Here is a 24,733-nt window from a genome sequence, read left to right on the forward strand (position 1 = left end):
TCAAATGTTTGTATTGTTTGAAGAAGCCGGGAAATACCTCGGCGGCCGGCTGTTGTCGGAAGCCGAAGCCTCGGCACAGGTCGAGCTCGACACCGGCAAGCGCGTCAAGGTCAAGAGCGTCAACATCGTGTTGCGCTTCGAGAAGCCGTCGCCCGCCGAATTGATCGCCGAGGCGCGCACGCTCGCCGCCACCATGGACCTGGACCTCGCCTGGGAATTCGCGGCGGACGGCGAGTTCGGCTTTGCCGACCTGGCGTCGGACTATTTCAGCGACAAGCCGACGCTCGTGCAGCAGGCCGCCGCGCTGTTCGCGCTGTTCGAGGCGCCGCACTACTTCCGGCGCGCCGGCAAGGGCCGCTTCAAGAAAGCGCCGGCCGAGATCGTTCAGCAGGCGCTCGCCGCCATCGAGAAGAAGAAGCTCGTCACCGCGCAAATCGCCGACTGGGCGGTGCAGCTGGCCGATGGCGTCTGCCCGCCGCCGATCCGCGAGCAGCTCTACAAGATCCTCTTCAAGCCCGACAAGAACGCGCCCGAGTACAAGGCCGTGGTCGACGCGTCGCGTGCGTCGCAAACCCCGCCGCTCGAACTGCTGGAGCGGGCGGGCGCCATCGATTCGCCCTACCAGTTCCACTGGCGCCGCTTCCTCTTCGAGAACTTTCCCAAGGGCACCACCTTCCCGGCGTTGCAGGCGCCGGTCATCGCCGACGAATTGCCCGTCGCCACCGCGCAGGCGTTCTCGATCGACGATTCGCAGACCACTGAAATCGACGATGCACTGTCGGTGCAAGGGCTGGGCAGCGGCACGGTGCTGGTGGGCGTGCACATCGCCGCGCCGGGCCTGGCGCTGGTGCCGGGCAGCGCGATCGACCAGGTCGCACGCGCCCGCATGTCGACCGTCTACATGCCGGGCTACAAGATCACGATGCTGCCCGACGACGTCGTGGCCGCCTACACGCTGCAAGAAGGCCGCGACTGCCCGGCCGTGTCGCTCTACGCCACCTTCGACGAAGCGACGCTCGAACTGCGCGGCACCGAGACGAAGCTCGAGCGCGTGCCGATCGTCGCCAACCTGCGCCATGACCAGCTCGATGCGGTGGTCACGCAGCCCTGGCTCGAAGACGGCGCATTCACCAGCGAAAACACGCACGAAGCGGCGTCGCGACTGCGCGAGCCGCTGTCGTTTCTGTTCCGCCTGGCGAAGCACCTGAAGGCGCAGCGCGAGGTGGTGCGCGGCAAACCGGAGAACTTCAACCGGCCCGACTACAACTTCCGCCTCACCGGCAACGACGGCGAACCCCAAGGCCACGAGCCGGTGCAGATCACCACGCGCCAGCGCGGCGCACCGCTCGACCTGATCGTCTCGGAAGCGATGATCCTGGCCAACAGCAGCTGGGGCGCCTGGCTCGGCGAGCTCGGCGTGCCCGGCCTCTACCGCAGCCAGGCCAGCATGGCGCCCGGCGTGAAGGTGCGCATGGGCACGCGTTCGCTGCCGCACGCCGGCCTCGGGGTGAAGAGCTACGCGTGGAGCACCTCGCCGCTGCGCCGCTACACCGACCTGGTGAACCAGTGGCAGATCATCGCGGCGGCGCGGCACGGCAAGACCGCTGCGCTGGCCGCGCCCTTCAAGCCGAAAGATGCCGATCTGTTCTCGATCCTCTCCGGATTCGACGCGGCCTACGCGACCTACAACGCCTACCAGGGCGGCATGGAGCGCTTCTGGACGCTCAAGTATTTGCAGCAGCAAGGCATCACCGAACTCACTGCGACCGTGGTCAAGGACATCCAGAACGGCGCGCTGGTGCGTGCCGACTCGTTGCCGCTGGTCTTCCCGGTGGCGGGGCAGCAGGAGCGCGGCGCGCACGTGCGCGTGAAGCTGGGCGAGATCGACGAGATCGCGCTCGACGTGCACGGCACGGTGATCGAACGCATCGATGTCCCGGCCGACGCCATGGCCGACGATGACGGCGGCGAGGAAGAAGAAGTGGCCGGTCCGATCGCCATCGCGGTCGACATGAGCGACAGCGAGGCCGCCTCGCCCGAGCCCGCCGCCGGATGAACCTCAAGGACCTCAGCACCCTGCAGATCGCGCTCGGCCTGTCGGTCGTCGCGCATGCCGCGCTGCTCACGGTCCGCTTCGTCGACCCGGAGGCTTTCAACCGCGTCTTCAAGGAAACGCCGCTCGAGGTGATCCTGGTCAACGCGCGCACCAACGAAAAGGCCGAGAAGGCCACCGCCATCGCGCAGACCTCGCTGGCGGGTGGCGGCGACCTTGAAAAAGGGCGCGCGACGAGCCCGCTGCCGCCCAGCGAATTCCGCACCGTCGGCGATGCGACAGAAGATGCGCAAAAGCAGGTCGAGGCCTTGCAGGCGCAGCAGATGCTGCTGCTCGCGCAGGTCAAGCAGCAGCTCGCCGCGATGCCGATGCCCGATCCGCGGAACCAGGGCACGCCGGCCGAGAACGCGGCCCGCGAGGAGAAGCGCAAGCAACTCATCAACCTGCTGGCCGAGATCGAGCGTCGGGTCAACGAAGAGAACGCGCGCCCGAAAAAGCGCTACATCAGCCCCGCGACCAAGGAGGCGGCGTATGCCGCCTACGTGGATGCGCTGCGTCGGCGCATCGAGGTGCGCGGGACCGAAAACTTCCCGGAAGCGGCAGGCAAGAAGCTCTACGGCCAGCTCACGATGCTGGTCACCGTCAACTTCGACGGCAACATCGTCAGCGCCGAAATCGTCGAGAGTTCGGGCGTGCCCTTGCTCGACCGGCGCGCGCAGGCCATCGTGCGCAGCATCGGCAACTTCGGCCGCTTCAGCGATGCGATGCGCCGCGAGACCGACCAGATCGCGCTGCCGTCGCGCTTCAAGTTCACCCGCGACGAGACGACCGAGCTCTCGTCCAAATAAAGACGTCGCCATGGATTTGTATTGCGTGATGGGCAACCCGATCGAGCACAGCCGCTCGCCTTGGATTCATGCGCGCTTCGCCGAGCTGACGGGCGAGACGCTGCGCTACGAGCGCAGGCTGGTGCCGCTCGACGGCTTCGCGGCGACGTTGGCAGCGCTGCGTGCGGATCCCGGCGCCACGCTGCGCGGCTGCAACGTCACGGTGCCTTTCAAGTTCGATGCGGCCACGCTCGCAGAGCACATCTCGCCACGCGCCGCGCTGGCGGAAGCCGTCAACGTGCTGAGCTTTCAGGACGACGGCATCCACGGCGACAACAGCGACGGCATCGGCCTCGTGCACGACATCACGGGCAACGCCGGCGTGCCGCTCGCCGGGCGCGACGTGCTGCTGATCGGTGCCGGCGGTGGTGCGTCCGGCGTGCTCGGCCCGTTCATCGAAGCCGGGGCCAAGCGCATCGTGGTGGCCAACCGCACACTCGCCAAGGCCATCGCGCTGGTGCAGCGCCATGCGGCGCTGGCACTTGCCCACCACGCGACGATCGAGGCGCAGTCGCTCGACACGGTCACCGGCGCTTTCGACATCGTCGTCAATGCGACAGCCTCCAGCCTCGCGGGCGGCGGCGTGCCGGTCGCGGGCAGCGTGTTGAAGCCGGGCGCACTGGCCGTGGACATGATGTACGGGCCCGCGGCGGCCGGCTTCATGGACTGGGCTCGGGCCCACGAGGCGGTGCCGCGCGATGGCCTCGGCATGCTGGTCGAGCAGGCGGCGGAAGCCTTCTCGATCTGGCGCGGCGTGCGACCGCCGGCGGCGCAGGTGCTGGCCGAACTGCGCGCCGTGGTCGGCTGACCGGCACAGGACGCAACCCATGCGCGCTTTGTTCACCTGGCTGCTTTGCCTTGTGCTGTCGGCCTGCGCGCTGCAGCTGTTCTTCGTCGGGCGCATCGCGACGATGGCGTTCGTCGATCCGCAATCGACCGCGTTCCAGCGCTCCGAGGCATGGCAGATCGACCGGCACGGCCGCACCAACGGGCCCGGCGAGTGGCGCCAGCGCTGGGTGCCTTACGGCCAGATCGCCGATTCACTCAAGCGCGCGGTGATCGCCAGCGAAGACGCCGATTTTCTCTACCACCAGGGCGTGGAATGGGAGGCAATCGAGAAGGCGCGCGAGCGCAACGCCAGGGCCGAAGAAATTGCCGCACGGCGCGCCGCCGAAGCGACGAAGCGCGGCAAGACCTCACGCCCGCCCAAGCTGCGCGGCGGCTCGACCATCACGCAGCAACTCGCCAAGAACCTGTTCCTCTCCGGCGAACGCACGCTGCTGCGCAAGGGCCAGGAACTGGTGCTCGCCATGATGCTGGAAGTGCTGCTCGATAAGGAACGCATCCTCGAGCTGTACCTCAACAACGTGGAATGGGGCGAAGGCGTGTTTGGCGCCGAGGCCGCTGCGCAGCGTTACTTCAACAAACCGGCAGCGCGTTTGAGCGCGAACGAGGCGGCGCGTCTTGCCGTCATGTTGCCGAGCCCCAAGTTCTTCGAGCGCCGCCCGGGCTCGCCCTACATCGCCGGCCGCGCCGCGACCATCGTCGCGCGGATGCCGTCGGCCGAGTTGCCCTGAGTGCACAGCACCGGCCCCGTATCATCGCGCCCATGCTGGCGAAGCTGACGGGTTGGTTGTTGTTGGGGGTGGTGCGGTTGTTGACCGGGGCACAGGCACGCTGGTACGGCTGCCCGCCCAAAGCCGAGCAGCGCATCTATTTCGCCAACCACCAGAGCCACGCCGACCTGGTGATGATCTGGGCCGCGCTGCCGGAGGAACTGCGCACCATCACCCGACCGATCGCGGCGCGCGACTACTGGGCCAACACGCCCTTCAAGCGCTGGATCACGACCGAGGTCTTCAACGCCGTCTATGTGGAGCGCGCGGCGCCGCCCGCGGCCGAGGGCGAGCCGCCCGGCCCGGATCCGCTCGCGCCGTTGATCGAAGCCCTCAAGAGCGGCGACTCGATCATCATCTTTCCCGAAGGCACGCGCGGCTTCGCCACCGAACCGCAGAAGTTCAAGTCGGGCCTGTTTTCGCTCGCGACCCTGTTCCCCGACGTGGTGCTGGTGCCCGCGTGGATCGAGAACATCCAGCGCGTCATGCCCAAGGGCGAAGTGGTGCCGGTGCCGATCCTGTGCTCGGTGACTTTCGGCGCCCCGGTTCAGTTGGCGCCCGGGGAAGAGCGTCGCCCGTTCCTCGACCGCGCCCGCGACGCGGTGATCGCGCTGCGCAGCGTTTGAAGCACCCGTCGTCGCAATGAACCATTTCCTGCGCGGCCTTGCGCCGACCCAGCAAGTCGCGGCCCTCTTCGTGCTCGTTTTCGGCGTGCTCACGATCGTCAGCACCGTCACGCTGATCATCAGCCTGCGCGAACGCCGCAACGCCGAACACGGCGAAGCCTGGTTGCGCGAGTTCGAAGATTTCCGCAGCCTGCTGCGCACCACCTGGTGGATGGTGGTGGTGTTCTGGATCGGCTGGGCGCTCGGCGACGGCGTGGCGACGGTGCTTTTCGCGCTCATCGCGTTCCTTGCGCTGCGCGAATTCATCACGCTCTCGCCGACACGGCGTGGCGATCATCGCAGCCTGATCCTCGCGTTCTTTGTGGTGCTGCCGATTCAGTTCATCCTGGTCGGCACCGCGCGCTTCGATCTCTTCACCGTGTTCATTCCGGTCTACGTGTTCCTGGCCATTCCGGTGGTGAGCGCGTTGTCGAATGACACCGGGCAATTCCTCGAACGCAACGCCAAGCTGCAATGGGGCATCACGGTCTGCGTCTACGGCATGAGCCACGTGCCGGCGTTGCTGCTGCTCTCGTTCCCGGGCTACGAAGGCAAGAGCGCGTTCCTCGTGTTCTTCCTGGTGTTTGTGGTGCAGACCTGCATGGTGGTGCAGCACCTGATCGCGCGTCGCTTCACGTACGAGCCGCTCGCCCCGGCCGAAGCGCGCCGCGGCCTGCAGCGCTGGCTGGCACGCGAGCCCTTCGCGCCGAACGTGAGCCGAAGCTTCAACTGGGCCAGCTGGGCGGTCGGCATGGCGATCGCCAGTTTGGTGGGCGCGGCCATGTCGTTCATCACACCGTTCGGCTTCGGTCAGGCGCTCGCGATGGCGCTCATCGCGTGCGTCGCGGGCTCGATGGGCCACTTCGTGATGAAGGCGCTCAAGCGCGATCGCGGCATTCCGAACTGGGGGCCGAAGGGCAGCGGTGTGACCGGCGCGAACGGCCTGCTGGACAAGGTGGACGCCCTGTGCTTTGCGGCGCCGGTGTTCTTTCATTCGGTGCGCTGGTACTTCGGGGTCTGAACCGCATGCGTGTGCTCGGCATCGACCCCGGCCTGAACGTCACCGGTTTCGGCGTGGTCGACGTGGACGGCCACGCGCTGCGCTATGTGGCCAGCGGCACCATCACGACGCGCCATCTCGGCACCGGCAACCTGCCGGCGCGCCTCAAGGTGCTGTTCGACGGCATCAACGAAGTGGCGGCGCGCTACCAGCCCGACGCGTCGGCGGTCGAGATCGTGTTCGTCAACGTCAATCCGCAATCGACCTTGCTGCTCGGCCAGGCGCGCGGCGCGTGCGTGACCGCGCTGGTCACCAGCAACCTGTCGGTCGCGGAGTACACCGCGCTGCAGATGAAGCAGGCCGTCGCCGGTCACGGCAATGCGGCGAAGGCGCAGGTCCAGGAAATGGTGAAGCGCTTGCTGAACCTGCCCGGCCTGCCCGGCAGCGACGCGGCCGATGCGCTCGGCATCGCCATCACCCACGCGCACGTCGGCCGCTCGATGGCGCGACTCGCCAGTGCCACGGCGCTCGCACCGGGCGCCACCGGCAGCTACCGTTCGGGGCGCACGCGCTGACCACCTGTTCATGACCCCTTCCACCTCCAACTCCATTCCCCTCGCCCGCCTGTCCGGCGCGCTGCTCGCGGTCATCGCCTGGTTCTCGCTGCTGCTGCAGCTCAACCTGTCGGTCGGCATGGCGGCCGCCAACGGCAAGCCGGCGGTGATGGGCTTCGTGATCTTTCTCGGCTACTTCACCGTGCTCACCAACCTGTTCGTCGCGCTGGTGCTGACGCTGCCGCTCGTCGTGCCGTCGTCGGCCGCCGGACGCTTCGCGGCGCGGCCGGGCGTGGTGGGTTGCGCCGTCACCAGCCTGGTCGTCGTGGGCATCGGCTATCACCTGCTGCTGCGTCATGTGTGGTCGCCGCAGGGCCTGCAGTGGCTCGCCGACATGCTGCTGCACTACGTGATGCCGATCCTGTTTTTCCTGCACTGGCTGCTGGTGCTGCCCGGGCGCAGGTTGCCCGCGCTGGCACCGCTCGTGTGGTGCGTGTACCCGGTGGCCTACATCGTCTACGCATTGCTGCGCGGCGAAGTGCTGCATGCGTATCCGTACCCGTTCATCGATGTGACGGCGATCGGCTACGGCGCGGCGCTGCGCAATTCGCTCGGGCTGCTGGCGTGCTTCGGGATACTGGGTGCGATCCTGGTCGCCGTGTCGAACGCCCGCGCCCGTGCCTGACGCTCCGGCGCCGGCGCCTAGTCGCAGAAGCCTCGACTCAGGCGACGCGTTCCGCGATCAGCACGGCGAAGAAGCCGAAGGCCGCGAGCAAGGTCCACTTGAGCAGGATCCAGCCGAAGCGCCGGTACTTGACCTGCCCGGTGCCGGCGTAGAACGCGAAAGACACGCCGGCCACCAGCAGCATCAGCAGGATGGCCCAGCGAAACAGCAGCATCGGAAAAAGCGCCTACCAGGCGCGCGCGACTTCGGCAAAGCCGGCCGGCGCACGCTTCACGTCGTCGAAGGTGACGATTTCCCACGCATCTTTTTGCGCCATCAGTTCGCGCAGCAGCTTGTTGTTGAGCCCGTGGCCTGAACGGAACGCGGTGTAGGCGCTGAGGAGCGGGTGGCCGACCACGTACAGGTCGCCCATCGCGTCGAGGATCTTGTGCTTCACGAACTCGTCGTCATAGCGCAGGCCGCCGGCATTGAGCACCTTGGTGTCGTCCATGACGATCGCGTTGTCGAGCCCGCCGCCGAGCGCCAGGCCCTTGCTGCGCATGTACTCGACTTCCTTGGTGAAGCCGAAGGTGCGCGCACGCGCGATGTCGCGGCTGTAGGAGCCGCTGCCCAGATCGAATTCGACGCGCTGTCCGGTCGAGTTGACGACGCGGTGGTCGAAGTCGATCTCGAAGGCCAGCTTGTAGCCGTGGTACGGCGCCAGGCTCGCCCACTTCTCGTTGGCGCCCTCGCCTTCGCGCACCTCGACCTTGCGCGTCACGCGGATGAACTTGCGCGCCGCCTTCTGCAATTCGATGCCCGCGCTCTGCAGCAGGAACACGAAGGACGATGCGGAACCGTCGAGGATCGGCACCTCGTCGGCCGTGATGTCGATGATCAGGTTGTCGATGCCGAGGCCGGCGCACGCCGACATCAGGTGTTCGATGGTCTGCACCTTGGCGCCGCCGGTGGACACCGTCGACGCGAGGCGCGTGTCGGTCACCGCCTCGGCCGTCATGCGGATGTCGACGGGCTCGGGCAGGTCGACCCGGCGGAACACGATGCCGGTGTCGACGGGCGCCGGCCGCAGCGTGAGTTCCACGCGCTGGCCGCTGTGCAGCCCCACGCCCACGGCGCGGCTGATCGATTTGAGCGTTCGTTGTTGCAGCACGGCCGTGATTTTAGGAGCGCGAGGCGGCAGGCGTGCCGTTCGCCTCGCTATGTCCGCAATAGTCACAGCGTAGAACCCAGATGCGGCGCCGCCGGGCCGCCCCAAGGCGGCCGCGCCTCCCCCTCCGGGGGGGGCGAAGCACACGAAGTGGCAAGCCGGGGGGCCAACAGTCAGTCGGCCTGGCGGCGCAGGAAGGCCGGGATTTCGAAGTCGTCCATGCCGCCCGACGACAGCGCGTCGACCTTGGCGGCGGCCATCGTGCGGTTGGTGCGCCACACGCTCGGCACGGCCATGCCTTCGTAGTTGGGCTGGCCGTGCGCGCCGGCCTGGCCCACGCCACCGACGGCAGGCATGGCGTAGCCCACGTTGTCGGTGCCGGTGCGCAGCACCTTGAGTTCCGGCGCCTGGCGGCGAGCGTCGGCGCGCGACAGACCCGTTGCCACCACCGTCACGCGCATCTCGTCGCCGAGGCTCTCGTCGTACGCCGCACCGTAGATCACGTGCGCGTCCGGCGAAGCGAAGGCGCGGATGGTGGTCATCGCGAGCTTGGATTCGCTCAGCTTCAAAGAACCCTTCGACGCGGTCACCAGCACCAGCACGCCCTTGGCACCCGACAGGTCGATGCCTTCGAGCAATGGGCAGGCGACAGCCTGCTCGGCAGCGATGCGTGCGCGGTCCGGGCCGGCCGCAGCGGCGGTGCCCATCATGGCCTTGCCCGGCTCGCCCATCACGGTGCGCACGTCTTCGAAGTCGACGTTCACGCCACCGTACTCGTTGATGATTTCCGAAATGCCGCCGACGGCGTTCTTCAGCACGTCGTTGGCGTGCGCGAAGGCTTCGTCCTGGGTGATGTCTTCACCCAGCACGTCGAGCAGCTTCTCGTTGAGCACCACGATCAGCGAGTCGACGTTCGCTTCGAGTTCGGCCAGGCCGGCGTCGGCATTGTTCATGCGACGGCCACCTTCCCAGTCGAATGGCTTGGTCACGACGCCAACGGTCAGGATGCCCATTTCCTTCGCCACGCGAGCGATCACAGGGGCAGCGCCGGTGCCGGTGCCGCCGCCCATGCCGGCGGTGATGAAGAGCATGTGCGCACCGGCGATGGCTTCGCGGATGTCGTCCACGGCGAGCTCGGCGGCTTCACGGCCCTTGTCGGGCTTGCTGCCGGCGCCAAGGCCACTCGTGCCCAGCTGGATGATCTTGTGCGCATTGCTGCGCGTGAGTGCCTGCGCGTCGGTGTTGGCGCAGACGAACTGAACGCCTTGCACGCCGCGTTCCATCATGTGCGCGACCGCGTTGCCGCCGCCGCCGCCGACGCCGATCACCTTGATCTGGGTGCCCTGGTTGAATTCTTCGACTTCGATCATTTCGATGGCCATTTTGATAACTCCTGGAATTTGCAGTTGCCGTTTGTGTGGGAATGAATTTTTTTGTAGCGTGTCACCGGATGAACATCAGGATGGGGGCCCGGTGCGCCGCCATCGCTCGTTGAAATGACGCGGAGGCCCTGCTCGCGCCAGCCAGAGTGGGTACGCGCTCATGGTCAGAAGTTCCCCACGATGAAGTCCTTGAAGCGACCGAAGGCCGTCTTCACCGAACCGTTTTTCTGTGCGACCTTGAAGCCGCGCATGCGGGCGAATCGCGCTTCTTCGAGCAGGCCCATGACGGTTGCGGCACGCGGCTGAGCGACCATGTCGGACAGCGCGCTCGAGTACTTCGGAATGCCGCGTCGCACCGGTTTCAGGAAGATGTCTTCGCCGAGCTCGACCATGCCGGGCATGACCGCACTGCCGCCCGTGAGCACGATGCCCGACGACAGCACTTCTTCGTAGCCCGATTCACGGATCACCTGCTGCACCAGCTGGAAAATTTCTTCGATGCGCGGCTCGATCACGCCGGCCAGCGCCTGCTTGCTCAGCATGCGCGGACCGCGGTCGCCCAGGCCCGGCACTTCGACCTGCGTGTCGGGGTCGGCCAGCAGTTGCTTGGCGTAGCCGTTCTCGACCTTGATGTCTTCCGCGTCTTTGGTCGGGGTGCGCAGCGCCATCGCGATGTCGCTGGTGATCAGATCGCCCGCGATCGGGATCACGGCGGTGTGGCGGATCGCGCCGTTGGTGAAGATCGCCACGTCGGTGGTGCCCGCGCCGATGTCGACCAGGCACACGCCCAGTTCCTTTTCGTCGTCGGTCAGCACGGCCTGGCTCGACGCCAGCGGGTTCAGCATGAGCTGGTCGACTTCCAGGCCGCAACGGCGCACGCACTTGATGATGTTCTCGGCCGCGCTCTGTGCGCCGGTCACGATGTGCACCTTGGCTTCGAGGCGCATGCCGCTCATGCCGATCGGCTCCTTCACGTCCTGCCCGTCGATCACGAATTCCTGCGGCTCGACCAGAAGCAGGCGCTGGTCGCTCGAGATGTTGATCGCGCGCGCCGTCTCGACCACGCGGGCCACGTCGGCCGGCGTCACTTCCTTGTCTTTCACCGCGACCATGCCGCTGGAGTTGATGCCGCGGATGTGGCTGCCGGTGATGCCGGTGTAGACGCGGCCGATCTTGCAGTCGGCCATCAGCTCGGCCTCTTTCAGCGCCTGCTGGATGCTGTGCACCGTGGCGTCGATGTTGACCACCACGCCGCGCTTGAGGCCGTTGCTCGGCGCGACGCCCAGGCCGGCCAGCTTGAGCTCGCCGCCGGGCAGCACCTCGGCGACCACGACCATCACCTTGGCGGTGCCGATGTCGAGGCCGACGACGAGGTCTTTGTATTCTTTGGGCATGGAAATGTCCTCGGTTCTTTATTTCTTCTTGGGGGCGGGCTTGGCGTCGGGCGCGACCGTGGTGACGCCGCGCAGGCGCAGCGCGTAAGCATCGGTGTGGCGCAGGTCCGCGCCTTCGACAGAGGCGAGCGAGCGGCCGTACTGACCTGCCACCTGCGTCACGGTTTTCAGGAAGCGTTGCAGGCGCGCCGACACCTCTTCGCCGTGGCCGCGGCCGAGTTCGATCACGGCGCCGGTGTCGAGCGTCGCCACCCAGCTGCCGCGGCTCGAGAGCGACAGCTCGTCGATGGTCAGGTCGTACGGCTGCAGGAGCGGTTCGAGCACGCGGTACATGCCGAGCACCGAACCCGCCTGGTCGCCGGGCCCTGACAGGTGCGGCAGCGAATCGTCGACCTCGGCTACGTTGGCTTCGAACACTTCGCCGTAACCGTTGACCAGCTTCGAGTCGGCCTCGGCGTTCCAGTGCGCCACCGGCACCTGCTCGGTCAGCGTGGCGCGCAGGCGGTTCGGGAACTCGCGTCGCACCACGGCCTTGCGAACCCACGGCACCGACTCGAAAGCCGTGCGCGCCTTGGCGAGATCGACCGTGAAGAAGTTGCCGGCCAGTTGCGGCGCGACGTTGGCGCGCAGCGTGACCGCGTTGTTGTGGGTCACTTCGCCATCGACCTTGATCGCGGCGATCGGGAAGAAGGGCTGACGCAGGACCCACCACGCACCCGCCGCCAGCAGCATGACGGCCACCAGCGCGAACATGACCGTCGCGATGGTGTTCATGAGCCGGACGTCGAAGGGCACAGGGATCGCATCGGCCATCAGTGGCTCCCTTGAGAATCGAGCGCGGCCGACGCGAGCACGCGCAGGCACAGGTCTTCGTAGGGGATGCCCGCGGCGCGCGCCGACATCGGCACCAGCGAGTGGCTGGTCATGCCCGGCGAAGTGTTGACCTCGAGCAGGAACGCCTTGCGGTCGCTGGCGCGGATCATCACGTCGGCACGGCCCCAGCCGCGGCAGCCGAGCGTGCGATAGGCGGCCAGCGTGATCTGCTGGATGTGGCGCTCTTCCGCCTCGGGCAGGCCGCTCGGGCAGTGGTACTTCACGTCGTCGGTGAAGTACTTGTTCTGGTAATCGTAGGCGCCTTCGGGAGCGGCGATGCGCACCACCGGCAGCGCCACCGCGTCGAGCCCGTGGCCGAGCACGGCGCAAGTCACTTCCTCGCCCTCGATGAATTCCTCGCAGAGCACGTCGCTGTCGTACTTGGCCGAGAGCGTCACCGCGTCCTGCATCTGGGAATAGCCTTCGACCTTGGTCACGCCGATCGACGAGCCTTCGCGCGGCGGCTTCACGATCAGCGGCAGGCCCAGTACGTCGGGCACGGCACGAATCTGTTCGCGGCTCTGCTGGTCGAAGGCCAGGCGCACGTACTTCGGCGTGGGCAATCCGTCGGCTTGCCAGATGCGCTTGGTCATGACCTTGTCCATCGCGACGCTGGACGCCATCACGCCCGAGCCGGTGTACGGAATGCCGAGCAGTTCGAGGGCGCCCTGCACGGTGCCGTCTTCACCATGGCGACCGTGCAGCGCGACGAAGCAGCGCGCGAAACCTTCGCGCTTGAGCTCGACCAGGTCGCGCGTGGCGGGGTCGAACGCATGCGCATCGACGCCGCGCGACTGCAAAGCCGCCAGCACGCCGGTGCCCGACATGTGGGAGATCTCGCGCTCGGCCGAGGTGCCGCCGAACAGCACGGCAACCTTGCCCAAGGCATGCGGATCGATCGGGCTCATACTGCCCTTCCCTCGCGCGTGAAGCGCTCTGATTTCGAAGACACGGTGCCCAGCTCCACGACCTTGGCCGGCACGGCGCCGATCGAGCCCGCGCCCATGCAGATCACGACGTCGCCTTCGCGGGCGTTGTCCAGGATGGCTTGCGGCATGGCCGCGATGTCGTCGACGAACACCGGCTCGACCTTGCCCGCCACGCGCAGTGCGCGCGCTAGCGACCGGCCGTCGGCCGCCACGATCGGCTGCTCGCCCGCCGCGTACACCTCGCCCAGCAGCACCGCGTCGGCGTTGCCGATGACCTTCACGAAATCCTCGAAGCAATCCCGGGTGCGTGTGTAGCGGTGCGGCTGGAACGCCAGCACCAGCCGGCGGCCCGGGAACGCACCGCGCGCCGCGGCGAGGGTCGCGGCCATCTCGACCGGATGGTGGCCGTAGTCGTCGATCACGGTGAAAGCGCCGGCGGCATGGGTCGTCGGCACGCCCTGTACCGCCACGTCGCCGTAGCTCTGGAAGCGCCGGCCCACGCCCTTGAAATCGGCCAGGCCGCGCTGCACGGCCTCGTCGGGCACGTTGAGTTCCACCGCCACCGCGATGACCGACAGCGCGTTCAGCACGTTGTGCTCGCCCGGCAGGTTCAGCACGATGTCCAGGTCGGGCAAGGTGATGCCGTTGCGGCGCTGCACCGTGAAGTGCATCTGGCCGCCGACCGCGCGCACGTTCACCGCGCGCACCTGGGCGTCGTCGTTGAAGCCGTAGCTCGTGACCGGGCAAGTCACTTCCGAAACGATCTCGCGCACCGCGGCATCGTCGGTGCAGAGGATCGCCACGCCGTAGAACGGCATGCGGTGCAGGAAATCGACGAAGGCCTTCTTGAGGTTCGCGAAGTCGTGCCCGTAGGTCTCCATGTGGTCGGCGTCGATGTTCGTGACGACCGCCATGACCGGCAGCAGGTTCAGGAACGAGGCGTCCGATTCGTCGGCCTCCACCACGATGTAGTCGCCGCTGCCCAGCTTCGCGTTGGCGCCGGCGCTGTTCAGCCGGCCGCCGATCACGAAGGTCGGGTCGAGCCCGGCGGCGGCGAGCACGCTCGCCACCAGGCTGGTGGTGGTGGTCTTGCCGTGCGTGCCGGCGATCGCGATGCCCTGCTTCAGGCGCATGAGTTCGGCCAACATGAGGGCGCGCGGCACGACCGGGATCTTCTTCTCACGCGCGGCGATCACTTCCGGGTTGTCCGCCTGCACCGCGGTCGACGTCACGACCGCGTCGGCGCCCGCGATGTTCGCGGCATCGTGGCCGACGAAGGTCGCGATGCCGAGGCTCGCCAGGCGCTTGAGCGTCGCGCTGTCGGCCAGGTCGGAGCCCGAGATGCGGTAGCCGAGGTTCAGCAGGATTTCGGCGATGCCGCTCATGCCGACGCCGCCGACGCCGACGAAATGAATGTGACGGATGGCGTGCTTCATGCGCGGGCCTCCCGTTTCGCGGCGAGCTCTTCGCAGGCGCGAACGACTTCGCCGACGGCTTCTGTCTTCTGCATCGTCTTGGCCTTCATGGCCCGCTCGACCAGCGTGGAGCGTTCTGTTTTTTGTAGCAAGTCGGCCAGCAATTCAGGGGTGAGTTCGGACTGTTGAACGATCCAGCCGCCGCCCGCGTCGACCAGGAAGTGGGCGTTGGTGGTCTGGTGGTCGTCCACCGCCGAAGGAAAGGGAACGAACAGCGCGGCGGCGCCGACGGCTGCGATTTCGGTCACGGTGCTGGCACCGGCGCGCGCGACGATCAGGTCGGCATCGGCATACGCGCTGGCCGTGTCGTCGATGAAGGGCGTGAGCTCGCCGGTGACGCCTGCCGCGGCGTAGTTGGCACGCAGCTCGTCGATCTGCTTGGCACCGCTCTGATGGACCACGCTGGGCCGGGCGGCCGGCGCGATCATCGCGAGCGCCTTGGGCACCACCGCGTTGAGCGCTTTGGCGCCCAGGCTGCCGCCCACGACCAGCAGTTTGAGCGGGCCGCTGCGACTGGCGAAGCGCACAGCCGGCACCGGCTGCTGCAGGAACCCCGCACGCAGCGGATTGCCGACCCAGGTCGCATTCTTCAGCACATCCGGAAACGCGGTGAAAACGCGGTTCGCCACGCTGGCGAGCACCTTGTTGGCGAGCCCGGCCACCGAATTCTGCTCGTGCAGCACGAGCGGCTTGCCGAGCAGCACGCTCATCATGCCGCCGGGAAAAGTGATGTAGCCGCCGAGGCCGACGACCACGTCGGGCTTGACGCGGCGCAGCACCGCGATGCTTTGCAGGAAGGCGCGCAGCAGCCGCCCCGGCAGCATGAGCAAGGTGAGCGGACCCTTGCCGCGCACGCCGCCGAACTGAACGGGTTCGAAGGCGAAACCGCGCGGCGGCACGAGCTTTTCTTCCATGCTGCCCGGCGCGCCCAGCCAGTGCACCTGCCAGCCACGCGTGCGCAATTCTTCCGCGACCGCGAGGCCCGGGAAGATGTGGCCGCCGGTGCCGCCGGCCATGACCAAGGCGGTCCGCGTCATACGCGACCCCCGCGCATCATCACGCGGTTCTCGTAGTCGATGCGCAGCACGATGGCCAGCGCGATCAGGTTGAACAGGATGGCCGAGCCACCAAAGCTCATGAGCGGCAAGGTCAGTCCCTTGGTCGGCAGCGCGCCGAGGTTCACGCCCATGTTGATGAAGGTCTGGAAGCCGATCCAGATGCCGATGCCCTGCGCCACCAGGCCGGAGAACACGCGGTCGAGCGCGATCGACTGGCGGCCGATGTGCATGATCCGGCGCGTCAGCCACAGGAACAGTCCGATCGCGAGCAGCACGCCCACCAGACCGAATTCTTCGCCGATCACCGCGAGCAGGAAGTCGGTGTGCGCTTCGGGCAACCAGTGCAGCTTCTCGATGCTGCCGCCGAGCCCGACACCCCAGACCTCGCCGCGCCCGATGGCGATCAGCGAGTGCGAAAGCTGATAACCCTTGCCCAGCGCGTTGTGCTCGCTCCACGGATCGAGGTAGGCAAAGATGCGCTCGCGCCGCCACGAACTCGACGCCACGATCGAGGCGAAAGCCGCCACCACCAGCATCGCGATCACGAAGAACATGCGCGCGTTCACGCCGCCGAGAAACAGGATGCCCATCGCGATGACGGCAATGACCATGAAGGCGCCCATGTCGGGCTCGGCCAGCAGCAGCATGCCCACGACCACCACGGCGATGCCCATCGGCAGCACGGCCCGGAAAAAGCGCTCTTTGATCTCCATCTTGCGCACCATGTAACTGGCCGCGTAGAGCACCATCGCGAGCTTCGCGAGCTCCGACGGCTGGAAGCGCATGAAGCCCATCGGCAGCCAGCGGCGCGCGCCGTTCACGTTGATGCCGATGTGCGGGATCAGCACGGCCACCAGCAGGAGCAGTGACGCGACGAAAAGCCAGGGCGCCACGCGCTCCCAGGTTTTCATGGGGACCTGGAAGGTCAGGAGCGCGGCAACGACCGCGATGACGAGCGACATGGCGTGCCGACTCAGGAAGAACATCGGCCCGTAGCCCTGGCGCGCGAAGCGCGGGTTGTCCGGCAAGGCGATCGATGCCGAATAGACCATCACCAGGCCCCAGGTCAGCAGCGCGACCGTGACCCACACCAGCGCCTGGTCGAAGCCGAGCACCCGCACAGGTGCGGCCTTGGTCTGGGTTGTTCCGGCGCCGCCGAGGTGGACCGGCAGATGGATGGGCAACGCATCGATGCCGCGCTTGGCACGGCCGAACCAGCCACCGAAGCGGCTGCTTTTTTCTTCCGGCGAATTCGGGACGGCGGCGCTGTTCATGCAGCTTCTCCAGCGTTTACGCGCGGGGCATCGGCGAGCGCCAGGACCGCTTCGCAAAAAACGTCGGCGCGGTGTTCGTAGTCGCGGAACATGTCGAAACTGGCGCACGCCGGGGACAGCAGAACGGCGTCACCGGGGTGCGCGCGGCCCGCCGCGAGCGACACCGCTTCGGGCAATGTCCCGGCGTTCAGCAACGACACGCCGGTGCCTTCGAGCGCAGCGGCGATGAGCGGCGCATCGCGCCCGATCAACACCACGGCGCGGGCGAACTGGGCCACCGGCGCAGCCAGCGGCGAGAAGTCCTGCCCCTTGCCTTCGCCGCCCAGGATGACGACCACGCGGCGCTCGACGCCGAGGCCACCGAGCGCGGCCACCGTGGCGCCGACGTTCGTGCCCTTGCTGTCGTCGAAGTACTCGACCGCGTCGACGATGGCGACCGGCGCCACGCGGTGCGGCTCGCCGCGGTAGTCGCGCAGGCCGTAGAGCATCGGCGCGAGCTGGCAGCCCGCCGCCGTGGCGAGCGCCAGCGCTGCCAGTGCATTCAGCGCGTTGTGCTGGCCGCGAATGCGCAGCGCATCGGCCGGCAGGAACCGTTGCAGGAAAATTTCTTCTTGCACGATGGCGCCGCGCTTGCGCTTTTGCGTTTCGTCGGCTTCCAGCGCACGCACCAGCCAGCTCATGCCGTTCACGCGTTCGATGCCGTAGTCGCCCGGTCGCAGCGGCATGCCGGCGCCGAAAGTGACGTGCTCGCGGATCAGCGGACGCTGCAGCTTGGCGCGCACCGGCGGCGGCAGCATCGCCATCACGCCGGCGTCGTCGCGGTTGAGCAGCATCAGGCCGTGCTCGCCGAACACCCGCGCCTTGGCGCCGGCATAGGCAGCCATGTCGCCGTGCCAGTCGAGGTGGTCCTGTGTCAGGTTGAGCGCGGTGGCGGCGGTCGGCTCGAAACCCTGCACGCCGTCGAGCTGGAAGCTGGACAGTTCGAGCACCCACACCTCGGGCAACGTGTCGGTATCGAGGTGCGCAGCCAGCGTGTCGAGCAGCGTCGGGCCGATGTTGCCGGCGATCGCCACGGTCTTGCCTGCGCATTCGACCAACAGGCCCGTCAGCGCTGTGACGGTGGTCTTGCCGTTGGTGCCGGTGATGGCGAGCACCGCCGGGGTGTAGCCCTCGGGCGGCAGCGGTTCGGGCGCGGCGATCGGCAACGGCTTGTCGTCTTCCGGCACCGGGACGACCGGGGCAGCCGACAGTTCGGCGATGCGGGCGACGAACGCGGCGGCGTCGCGCGCGGCGGTGTGGACGGAGTTCGCAGCAGCCGGGGCGGCGGGCGGCGCCTCCGGTTCGCTTGGAGCGAGCGCGACGGGAGGTTCGATTTCGGCTTCGACCTCGGGCTGTGGCTCGGTTTCGACCGCTGCTTCCACGACCGGCGCTTGCTCGGCCATCTCGATCTCCGCCTGCGGTTGCGGCACGGGCGCGACCGGAGGTGGCACGTCGGCTGTCCGAAGATCGCGCAACGCCAACGCGAACAGGTCCAGCTCGCCGCCCACCGTGAGGCCCGTCGCCTTCGCAGCGCCGACCACCGGTGCGATGGCCGCAGGCGAGAGGCCCGGCGAGCGGTACACCGCGCGCACCGCCGTACCGTCGACCAACGCGGCCGAGAACGGTCCGCCGACGAACACCGCCGCCGGCACGTCGTGCTGCAGCGTCGCCAGCTGCGGCGGCGCTTCGCGCGTGTCGGCCACGGTCACGTGCGCACCGTGGCGGGCGCACCATCGCGCCATGGCCAGGCCCGAGGCACCCAGGCCCAGGATCAGCACGTGAAGGTCTTGCAGATGCTTCATCGGTTCAACGCAGCTTCAGGGTCGACAGACCTACCAGGCACAGCAGCATCGTGATGATCCAGAAGCGCACGACGACCTGCGTCTCGCGCCATCCGCTCTTCTCGAAGTGATGGTGCAAGGGCGCCATCTTCAGGATGCGACGGCCTTCGCCGAAACGCTTCTTGGTGTACTTGAAGTACAGGACCTGCGCCATCACCGAGATCGCCTCGACCACGAAGATGCCTCCCATCACGAAGAAGACGATCTCCTGCCGTACGATGACCGCGATGGTCCCGAGCGCGCCACCCAGCGCCAGCGCGCCGACGTCGCCCATGAACACCTGCGCCGGATGGGTGTTGAACCACAGGAACGCCAGCCCCGCACCCGCCATGGCGGAGCAGAACACCAGCAGTTCGCCCGAGCCCGGAATGTGCGGGAACAGCAGGTAGCGCGAGTACACCGAGCTGCCGGTGACATAGGCGAACACGCCCAGCGCCGAGCCGACCATGACGACCGGCATGATCGCCAGGCCGTCGAGCCCGTCGGTGAGGTTCACCGCGTTGCTCGAGCCGACGATCACGAGGTAGGTCAGGATGACGAAGCCGATGCCGCCGAGCGGGTAGCTCACTTCCTTGAAGAAGGGCACGAGCAGGTTGATCTTCGGGGGAAAGCTCAGGTCGAAGCCCGAGCGCACCCACGCGTAGAACAGTTCGATCACGCGCCAGTTCGAGCTCTCGGAGATGCTGAACAGCAGGTAGAAGCCCGCCACCAGGCCGACCACCGACTGCCAGAAATACTTCTCGCGCGAGCGCATGCCTTCGGGGTCCTTGCGGACCACCTTGCGCCAGTCGTCGACCCAGCCGATCGCGCCGAAACCCAGCGTGACCCAGAGCACGATCCACACGAACCGATTCGACAGATCGAACCAAAGCAGGGTCGCGAAAGCGATCGAGAACAGCACCAGCACGCCGCCCATGGTGGGCGTGCCGCTCTTGGTCAGGTGCGTTTCCATGCCGTAGCCGCGGATCGGCTGGCCGATCTTGAGCGCGGTCAGGCGGCGGATCGCATACGGGCCGACCGCGAGGCCGATCAGCAGCGCCGTCGTTGCGGCCATCAGCGCGCGGAAGGTGAGGTACTGGAAGACGCGCAGGAACCCGAATTCGGGCGACAGCGATTGCAACCATTGGGCCAGGCTCATCAGCATGGTGCGTGTGTGCACGGTTCACGCATGACCGGCCTCCTCGTTGTGTGGGGTGGTGTGGCCGACGACGGCCTGCACGACGCGCTCCATGCGCATGAAACGCGAGCCCTTGACCAGCAGGCTGGCGGTGTGCGGCAAGGCATCGAGCACGGCGGCATTGAGCGCATCGATGTCCGCGAAATGCCGGCCCTGTGTGTCGCCCCGACCGCGATTCGACGCGTCGACGCTGTGCCTGGATTCGTCGCCGAGCCCGAAGACCTGTTGGATGCCGCGCTCGCGCGCCCAGTCGCCCACTTCGGCATGGAAAGCCGGGCCCTGGTCGCCGACCTCGCCCATGTCGCCGAGCACCAGCAGGCGCGGCGCCGGCATGCTGGCGAGCACGTCGATCGCGGCGCGCACCGAATCCGGATTGGCGTTGTAGGTGTCGTCGACCAGCGTGAACACGCGCCCGTCGGGCAGCTTCAGGGCGCTGGCTTTGGAGCGGCCCTTGACGGGCTCGAAAGCGTCGAGCCCCTCGGCGATCGTCTCGAGCGCAATGCCGGTCGGCAGCGCACAGGCGATGGCGGCCAGCGCGTTGACCACGTTGTGGCGGCCGGCAATGCGCAACGTGCACGACAGCGGGCCCACGGGCGTGCGGGCGACCAGCTTCCACGCGCCGTCGCGCCAGTCGGCCGACACCAGACCGATGTCGGCATCCTCGTCTTCGCCGAACGTGAGACAGCGGCGCTGCGCGGTCTCCTGTGCGAGCGAACGCCACAAGGCGGTGAACGGGTCGCCGGCGGGAAACACCGCGGTGCCGTTGTCCGGAAGCGCGTCGAACACGGCGCCGTTTTCACGCGCCACCGCTTCCACCGTGGCCATGAATTCGAGGTGCTCGCGCTGCGCGTTGTTGACCAGCGCGATGGTCGGCCGCGCGATGGCGCCGAGCCGCGCGATCTCGCCCGGATGGTTCATGCCGAGCTCGACCACGGCACGCGTGTGGTGCGCGCGCAGCCGCATCAGGGTCAGCGGCACCCCGATCTCGTTGTTGAAATTTCCGGCGGTCGCCAGCGCGCGATCGGCGGAGGCCGTCGTCAGGATCGACGCCACCATCTGCGTGACGGTGGTCTTGCCGTTGCTGCCGGTGACCGCGACCAGCGGCAGTTCGTACTGCGCGCGCCAGCCGCCGGCGAGGGCGCCGAGGGCGACCAGCGAATCTGCCACTTCGAGCCCGGCGAGGCCGGCGGCTTCGAGCCCGCCGTGCGCGATGGCGGCCACCGCGCCGGCGGCCCGGGCATCGGCCAGAAACGCGTTGGCGTCGAAGCGCTCGCCCTTGAGCGCAACGAACAGATCGCCGGGGGCGAGCGTGCGGGTATCGGTGTGCACACGCTGGATCGGCGTCGCGGCATCGCCGACCAGCCGCGAGCCGGGCACCCAGGCATGCGCCTGGCCGAGAGTCATCATGGCCGGCGCGCTCATGCGGCACTCCGGCGCGTGAGCGCGTCGATTGCATGCGCGCGATCGGAAAAGGCGATGCGTTCGCCGGCACTTTCCTGCCACGCTTCGTGGCCACGACCGGCGATCAGCACCACGTCTTCGGGGGCCGCCTGGGCCAGTGTGTCGGCGATCGCGCGAGCACGGTCGACCTCGACCTGCGCCGCATCGGGAGCGGCGAGGCCGAGCAGGATCTGACTGACGATGGCTGCCGGCTTTTCGCTGCGCGGGTTGTCGCTGGTGATGACGAGCCGATCGGCCCGCTTCTCGGCCACGGCCGCCATCAGCGGGCGCTTGACGGCGTCCCGATCGCCGCCGCAACCGAACACGCACCAGAGGGCGCCGCCGCGTTGCCGGGCCAGCGGCCGCAGCCCGGCCAGCGCCTTGTCGAGCGCATCGGGCGTGTGGGCGTAGTCGATCACGGCCAGCGGCTGCCCCGAAACGCTCACGCGCTCCATGCGGCCCGGCACGCTGCTCAGGTGCCGGCAGGCGGCCACGGCGGCGGCGAGCGGGATGCCGAGCGCGCGCATCGTGCCCACGACGCCGAGCAGATTGTCGACGTTGTACTGGCCGATCAGCTGCGTCGCGAGACGCTCGACCGGCAGGCTGCTCTCGACGATCGAAAACTCGAGCCCGTCGACGCCGTAGCCGATGTCCGTGGCCCTCAGGCGCGCCGGCGAACCGGCCGCCGACACGGTCCACACATCGAGCGAACCCACGCCGGATTCGACCAGGTTGCCGACCAGCGAGGCGCCGTGCACGTCGTCGAGGTTGACCACCGCCGCGCGCAGACCGGGCCAGCGGAACAGTTCCGCCTTGGCCTGCCAGTAGGCATCCATGTCGCCGTGGTAGTCGAGGTGGTCCTGCGTGAAATTGGTGAACACGGCCACCGCGATGCGCGTGCCGTCGAGCCGCCGCTCGGCGATGCCGATGGACGAGGCCTCGATCGCGCAGGCGCCGAACCCGCGCGACACGAAGGCGCGCAGTTCGCGCTGCAGCATCACCGGGTCGGGCGTGGTGAGGCCGGTGGAGACCAGCGCCGGCGGCATGCCGATGCCCAGCGTGCCGATCACGCCGCACGGCGACTGCGCGATGCGCTCCGATCGGGAGAGTGCCTCGGCGAGCCACCAGGCGGTGGACGTCTTGCCGTTGGTGCCGGTGATGGCGAGCACATCGAGCTGCTCCGACGGCTTGCCGTAGAACCACGCGGCGATCTCGCCGGTCGCGGCCTTGAGTCCGGGATAGCAGGCGATCGCGTCGCTGTCGAAGCCGAAGGCCTCCACGCCTTCGCTCTCGACCAGGCAGGCCACCGCGCCTTGCGCCAGTGCCGATGCGACGTGGTGGCGACCATCGGTCGCGGCGCCCGGCCAGGCGATGAAACCGTCGCCCGATTCGAGGGCCCGGCTGTCGGCGTGCAGCGCGCCGCCGACGCACGAACGCAGCCAGTGCGCGGCTTCGGCCGGCGAGGAAAAGGTGGTGAGTGGCTGCGACATCAGAAGCTTTCGTCCACGCCTTGCGTCGTGACCAGCGGCTTGACCGCGAGGTCCGGCGGCACGTTCATCATGCGCAGCGTTTGCTGCACGACTTCGCTGAACACGGGCGCGGCGGCCAGGCCGCCGAAGTACACGCCGTCGCTCGGTTCGTCGATCATCACGCCGACGATGATGCGGGTCTTCTCGATCGGTGCCATGCCGGTGAACCACGCGCGGTACTTGTTGCTCGCATAACCCTTGCCGACCTGCTTGTGCGCGGTGCCCGACTTGCCGCCGACCGAGTAGCCCACAGTCTGTGCCAGCGGTCCGGTGCCGCCGGGCGCTGCCGCCATCTGCAGCATTTTTCGCACCGCGTGCGCGTTCTCGGCCGAGAACACGCGCACGCCCACGGCGGGCACGGCGCTCTTGAGCATGGTGACCGGAATGACCGAACCGTCGTGCGCGAACGAGGTGTACGAATGCGCCATCTGGAACAGCGATGCCGAGAGGCCGTAGCCATAGGCCATCGTGGCCTGCTCGACGGGCTTCCAGGTCTTCCACGGACGCAGGCGCCCGGTCACGGCGCCGGGGAACTGGATCACGGGTTTCTGGCCGTAGCCGAGCGCGGTGTAGGTGTCCCACATCTCGTGCGGCTGCATCTTCTGCGCGATCTTGAGCGCGCCCACGTTGCTCGATTTCTGGATCACGCCCTCCACCGTCAGCGCACCGTAGTTGTGGGTGTCGCTGATCGTGAAGCCGCCCAGCTGGTAGCGGCCGGGGCTGGTGTCGATGATGGTCGAAGGCTTCACGCGGCCGGCTTCGAGCGCCATGCCGACGGTGATCGGCTTCATCGTCGAACCGGGCTCGAAGGTGTCGGTCATCGCGCGATTGCGCAGCTGTTCACCGGTCAGGTTCTGGCGCTTGTCGGGCACGTAGCTCGGGTAGTTGGCGAGCGCCAGCACCTCGCCGGTGATCGAGTCGAGCACCACGACGCTGCCCGCCTTGGCTTTGCGCAAGATGACCGCATCGCGCAGCTTCTGGTAGGCGAAGAACTGCACCTTGCTGTCGACGCTGAGCTGGATGTCCTTGCCGTCGAGCGGCGGAATCGTTTCGCCGACGCCTTCGACCACGCGGCCGAGCCGGTCCTTGATGACGCGACGCGAACCCGCCTTGCCGGCCAGCTCCTTGTTGAACTCCAGCTCGATGCCTTCCTGCCCGCTGTCCTCGACGTTGGTAAAGCCAACCACGTGCGCGGCCGCTTCGCCTTCGGGGTACTGGCGCTTGTATTCCTTGCGCTGGTAGATGCCCTTGATGTTGAGGTCGGCGATCTGCTTGGCGATGGGGGCGTCGACCTGCCGCTTGACCCAGACAAAGGTCTTGTCTTCGTCTTCGAGCTTCTTGTCGAAATCCTTCTGCGACATCTCGAGCAGCTTGGCGACCTGCTTGAGCTTGGCCTTCACTTCCGGGTCGTCGCGTTCGACGTCTTCGGGAATCGCCCAGATGCTGGGCGCCACCACGCTGGACGCGAGGATGAGCCCGTTGCGGTCCAGGATGCGGCCGCGGTTGGCGGGCAGCTCGAGCGTGCGCGTGAAACGCACTTCGCCCTGGCGCTGGAAGAACGCGTTGCCGAACACCTGCACATACGCGGCGCGCGCTGCCAGCACCAGAAAGCACAACGCGATGCCGGCCACGATGAACTTGCTGCGCCAGACCGGCGTCTTGCTTGCGAGCAAGGGGCTGGAGGCGTACTGCACGCTACGACTGTTGCGCGCCAT

At 67.7% G+C, this 24,733-nt stretch carries 22 protein-coding genes; 8 read left to right on the forward strand and 14 right to left on the reverse strand.

The features are described from left to right. Nucleotides 1-4 precede the first annotated feature (4 nt). Genes AX767_RS06845 through AX767_RS06880 form a run of 8 tightly spaced genes read left to right on the forward strand, consistent with a single transcriptional unit; the run spans nt 5 to nt 7,460 of the window. Nucleotides 5-2,056: a ribonuclease catalytic domain-containing protein gene (locus AX767_RS06845; protein ID WP_068629825.1), complete on the forward strand. Its 2,052-nt coding sequence runs from the start codon at nt 5-7 to the stop codon at nt 2,054-2,056. Next, a complete protein-coding gene (locus AX767_RS06850; protein WP_068629826.1) occupies nt 2,053-2,901 on the forward strand; it encodes an energy transducer TonB in 849 nt (282 codons plus the stop codon). Before AX767_RS06845 ends, AX767_RS06850 begins: the two co-directional genes overlap by 4 nt. A 10-nt stretch (nt 2,902-2,911) precedes the next feature. Further along, nucleotides 2,912-3,748, forward strand: coding sequence for a shikimate dehydrogenase (gene aroE / locus AX767_RS06855; RefSeq protein WP_068629828.1), 837 nt, complete (start codon nt 2,912-2,914; stop codon nt 3,746-3,748). Nucleotides 3,749-3,767: 19 nt separating this feature from the next. Further along, nucleotides 3,768-4,517 carry a transglycosylase domain-containing protein gene (locus AX767_RS06860; protein WP_068629830.1) on the forward strand — a complete coding sequence of 250 codons (750 nt, stop codon included), beginning with the start codon at nt 3,768-3,770 and terminating at the stop codon, nt 4,515-4,517. 32 nt (nt 4,518-4,549) lie between these two features. Further along, nucleotides 4,550-5,182, forward strand: coding sequence for a lysophospholipid acyltransferase family protein (locus tag AX767_RS06865; protein WP_068629832.1), 633 nt, complete (start codon nt 4,550-4,552; stop codon nt 5,180-5,182). Between the two features lie 16 nt (nt 5,183-5,198). Beyond that, nucleotides 5,199-6,242 (forward strand): phosphatidate cytidylyltransferase, encoded by a 1,044-nt coding sequence (locus tag AX767_RS06870; RefSeq protein ID WP_068629834.1) that lies wholly within the window; start codon nt 5,199-5,201, stop codon nt 6,240-6,242. A gap of 5 nt (nt 6,243-6,247) precedes the next feature. Then, complete coding sequence (ruvC, locus tag AX767_RS06875) at nt 6,248-6,796, forward strand: crossover junction endodeoxyribonuclease RuvC (protein WP_068629836.1); 549 nt, start codon at nt 6,248-6,250, stop codon at nt 6,794-6,796. Nucleotides 6,797-6,806: 10 nt separating this feature from the next. Continuing rightward, nucleotides 6,807-7,460 (forward strand): Pr6Pr family membrane protein, encoded by a 654-nt coding sequence (locus AX767_RS06880; RefSeq protein WP_068629839.1) that lies wholly within the window; start codon nt 6,807-6,809, stop codon nt 7,458-7,460. A gap of 37 nt (nt 7,461-7,497) precedes the next feature. Here AX767_RS06880 and AX767_RS21540 read toward each other — a convergent pair whose 3' ends face one another. From AX767_RS21540 to AX767_RS06945, 14 genes are all read right to left on the reverse strand, one after another. Further along, nucleotides 7,498-7,674, reverse strand: coding sequence for a hypothetical protein (locus tag AX767_RS21540; protein ID WP_168164810.1), 177 nt, complete (start codon nt 7,672-7,674; stop codon nt 7,498-7,500). A gap of 12 nt (nt 7,675-7,686) precedes the next feature. Further along, nucleotides 7,687-8,610, reverse strand: coding sequence for a UDP-3-O-acyl-N-acetylglucosamine deacetylase (lpxC, locus tag AX767_RS06885; RefSeq protein ID WP_210392568.1), 924 nt, complete (start codon nt 8,608-8,610; stop codon nt 7,687-7,689). Between the two features lie 170 nt (nt 8,611-8,780). Next, nucleotides 8,781-9,989, reverse strand: coding sequence for a cell division protein FtsZ (ftsZ, locus tag AX767_RS06890; protein ID WP_068629843.1), 1,209 nt, complete (start codon nt 9,987-9,989; stop codon nt 8,781-8,783). Nucleotides 9,990-10,153: 164 nt separating this feature from the next. Continuing rightward, a complete protein-coding gene (ftsA, locus tag AX767_RS06895) occupies nt 10,154-11,383 on the reverse strand; it encodes a cell division protein FtsA (protein ID WP_068629845.1) in 1,230 nt (409 codons plus the stop codon). An 18-nt stretch (nt 11,384-11,401) separates the two neighbouring features. Further along, nucleotides 11,402-12,196 carry a cell division protein FtsQ/DivIB gene (locus AX767_RS06900; protein ID WP_068629847.1) on the reverse strand — a complete coding sequence of 265 codons (795 nt, stop codon included), beginning with the start codon at nt 12,194-12,196 and terminating at the stop codon, nt 11,402-11,404. Further along, nucleotides 12,196-13,164: a D-alanine--D-alanine ligase gene (locus tag AX767_RS06905; protein ID WP_068629848.1), complete on the reverse strand. Its 969-nt coding sequence runs from the start codon at nt 13,162-13,164 to the stop codon at nt 12,196-12,198. The genes AX767_RS06900 and AX767_RS06905 overlap by 1 nt, the downstream gene beginning before the upstream one ends. Further along, complete coding sequence (gene murC / locus AX767_RS06910) at nt 13,161-14,621, reverse strand: UDP-N-acetylmuramate--L-alanine ligase (RefSeq protein ID WP_068629850.1); 1,461 nt, start codon at nt 14,619-14,621, stop codon at nt 13,161-13,163. The genes AX767_RS06905 and murC overlap by 4 nt, the downstream gene beginning before the upstream one ends. Continuing rightward, the gene (gene murG / locus AX767_RS06915) at nt 14,618-15,697 is read right to left on the reverse strand and encodes an undecaprenyldiphospho-muramoylpentapeptide beta-N-acetylglucosaminyltransferase (protein ID WP_068629852.1); all 1,080 of its coding nucleotides are present in this window, start codon (nt 15,695-15,697) and stop codon (nt 14,618-14,620) included. Before murG ends, murC begins: the two co-directional genes overlap by 4 nt. Next, a complete protein-coding gene (gene ftsW, locus AX767_RS06920) occupies nt 15,694-16,992 on the reverse strand; it encodes a putative lipid II flippase FtsW (RefSeq protein WP_068629854.1) in 1,299 nt (432 codons plus the stop codon). Before ftsW ends, murG begins: the two co-directional genes overlap by 4 nt. Then, on the reverse strand, nt 16,989-18,833 hold the full coding sequence (murD, locus tag AX767_RS06925; protein ID WP_068629856.1) for a UDP-N-acetylmuramoyl-L-alanine--D-glutamate ligase: 1,845 nt from the start codon (nt 18,831-18,833) through the stop codon (nt 16,989-16,991). The genes ftsW and murD overlap by 4 nt, the downstream gene beginning before the upstream one ends. A gap of 4 nt (nt 18,834-18,837) precedes the next feature. Then, nucleotides 18,838-20,016 carry a phospho-N-acetylmuramoyl-pentapeptide-transferase gene (mraY, locus tag AX767_RS06930; RefSeq protein WP_068629858.1) on the reverse strand — a complete coding sequence of 393 codons (1,179 nt, stop codon included), beginning with the start codon at nt 20,014-20,016 and terminating at the stop codon, nt 18,838-18,840. Between the two features lie 18 nt (nt 20,017-20,034). Beyond that, nucleotides 20,035-21,471, reverse strand: coding sequence for a UDP-N-acetylmuramoyl-tripeptide--D-alanyl-D-alanine ligase (locus AX767_RS06935; RefSeq protein ID WP_068629859.1), 1,437 nt, complete (start codon nt 21,469-21,471; stop codon nt 20,035-20,037). Beyond that, the gene (locus tag AX767_RS06940; protein WP_068629861.1) at nt 21,468-22,979 is read right to left on the reverse strand and encodes a UDP-N-acetylmuramoyl-L-alanyl-D-glutamate--2,6-diaminopimelate ligase; all 1,512 of its coding nucleotides are present in this window, start codon (nt 22,977-22,979) and stop codon (nt 21,468-21,470) included. The genes AX767_RS06935 and AX767_RS06940 overlap by 4 nt, the downstream gene beginning before the upstream one ends. Next, entirely contained in the window at nt 22,979-24,733 is a 1,755-nt protein-coding gene (locus tag AX767_RS06945; RefSeq protein ID WP_068629863.1) for a peptidoglycan D,D-transpeptidase FtsI family protein, read from the reverse strand. The genes AX767_RS06940 and AX767_RS06945 overlap by 1 nt, the downstream gene beginning before the upstream one ends.

The organism is Variovorax sp. PAMC 28711 (assembly GCF_001577265.1).
Taxonomy (GTDB): domain Bacteria; phylum Pseudomonadota; class Gammaproteobacteria; order Burkholderiales; family Burkholderiaceae_C; genus Variovorax.

Bases quoted from the DNA above. Each gene is read 5' to 3' on its own strand.
- AX767_RS06845 (WP_068629825.1), top strand. From the start codon at position 5: ATGTTTGTATTGTTTGAAGAAGCCGGGAAATACCTCGGCGGCCGGCTG.
- AX767_RS06850 (WP_068629826.1), top strand. From the start codon at position 2,053: ATGAACCTCAAGGACCTCAGCACCCTGCAGATCGCGCTCGGCCTGTCG.
- aroE (WP_068629828.1), top strand. From the start codon at position 2,912: ATGGATTTGTATTGCGTGATGGGCAACCCGATCGAGCACAGCCGCTCG.
- AX767_RS06860 (WP_068629830.1), top strand. From the start codon at position 3,768: ATGCGCGCTTTGTTCACCTGGCTGCTTTGCCTTGTGCTGTCGGCCTGC.
- AX767_RS06865 (WP_068629832.1), top strand. From the start codon at position 4,550: ATGCTGGCGAAGCTGACGGGTTGGTTGTTGTTGGGGGTGGTGCGGTTG.
- AX767_RS06870 (WP_068629834.1), top strand. From the start codon at position 5,199: ATGAACCATTTCCTGCGCGGCCTTGCGCCGACCCAGCAAGTCGCGGCC.
- ruvC (WP_068629836.1), top strand. From the start codon at position 6,248: ATGCGTGTGCTCGGCATCGACCCCGGCCTGAACGTCACCGGTTTCGGC.
- AX767_RS06880 (WP_068629839.1), top strand. From the start codon at position 6,807: ATGACCCCTTCCACCTCCAACTCCATTCCCCTCGCCCGCCTGTCCGGC.
- AX767_RS21540 (WP_168164810.1), bottom strand. From the start codon at position 7,674: ATGCTGCTGTTTCGCTGGGCCATCCTGCTGATGCTGCTGGTGGCCGGC.
- ftsZ (WP_068629843.1), bottom strand. From the start codon at position 9,989: ATGGCCATCGAAATGATCGAAGTCGAAGAATTCAACCAGGGCACCCAG.
- ftsA (WP_068629845.1), bottom strand. From the start codon at position 11,383: ATGCCCAAAGAATACAAAGACCTCGTCGTCGGCCTCGACATCGGCACC.
- AX767_RS06900 (WP_068629847.1), bottom strand. From the start codon at position 12,196: ATGGCCGATGCGATCCCTGTGCCCTTCGACGTCCGGCTCATGAACACC.
- AX767_RS06905 (WP_068629848.1), bottom strand. From the start codon at position 13,164: ATGAGCCCGATCGATCCGCATGCCTTGGGCAAGGTTGCCGTGCTGTTC.
- murC (WP_068629850.1), bottom strand. From the start codon at position 14,621: ATGAAGCACGCCATCCGTCACATTCATTTCGTCGGCGTCGGCGGCGTC.
- murG (WP_068629852.1), bottom strand. From the start codon at position 15,697: ATGACGCGGACCGCCTTGGTCATGGCCGGCGGCACCGGCGGCCACATC.
- ftsW (WP_068629854.1), bottom strand. From the start codon at position 16,992: ATGAACAGCGCCGCCGTCCCGAATTCGCCGGAAGAAAAAAGCAGCCGC.
- murD (WP_068629856.1), bottom strand. From the start codon at position 18,833: ATGAAGCATCTGCAAGACCTTCACGTGCTGATCCTGGGCCTGGGTGCC.
- mraY (WP_068629858.1), bottom strand. From the start codon at position 20,016: ATGCTGATGAGCCTGGCCCAATGGTTGCAATCGCTGTCGCCCGAATTC.
- AX767_RS06935 (WP_068629859.1), bottom strand. From the start codon at position 21,471: ATGAGCGCGCCGGCCATGATGACTCTCGGCCAGGCGCATGCCTGGGTG.
- AX767_RS06940 (WP_068629861.1), bottom strand. From the start codon at position 22,979: ATGTCGCAGCCACTCACCACCTTTTCCTCGCCGGCCGAAGCCGCGCAC.
- AX767_RS06945 (WP_068629863.1), bottom strand. From the start codon at position 24,733: ATGGCGCGCAACAGTCGTAGCGTGCAGTACGCCTCCAGCCCCTTGCTC.